Origin of the sequence: Enterobacter sp. MF024, from assembly GCF_005843915.1 — a bacterium.
GTDB classification, from domain to species: Bacteria; Pseudomonadota; Gammaproteobacteria; order Enterobacterales; family Enterobacteriaceae; genus Enterobacter; species Enterobacter barmai.
On the sequence record NZ_VCBB01000004.1, the window covers coordinates 1 to 270 of the forward strand.

General features: G+C 52.6%; 2 rRNA genes. Both read left to right on the top strand.

Annotation, left to right across the window (positions count from 1 at the left end):
* Positions 1-127, top strand: a 23S ribosomal RNA gene (locus FFB58_RS09455); the annotation flags it as partial.
* A 64-nt stretch (positions 128-191) separates the two neighbouring features.
* Positions 192-270: ribosomal RNA gene (gene rrf, locus FFB58_RS09460) — 5S ribosomal RNA — on the top strand; the annotation flags it as partial.

Consider the following 270-nt stretch of genomic DNA (forward strand, 5'->3'; position numbering starts at 1 on the left):
ATGAGTTCTCCCTGACCCTTCAAGGGTCCTGAAGGAACGTTAAAGACTATGACGTTGATAGGCCGGGTGTGTAAGCGCAGCGATGCGTTGAGCTAACCGGTACTAATGAACCGTGAGGCTTAACCTTACAACGCCGAAGCTGTTTCGGTGGGTTTGAGATGATTTTCAGCTGATACAGATTACAGAATTTGCCTGGCGGCTGTAGCGCGGTGGTCCCACCTGACCCCATGCCGAACTCAGAAGTGAAACGCCGTAGCGCCGATGGTAGTG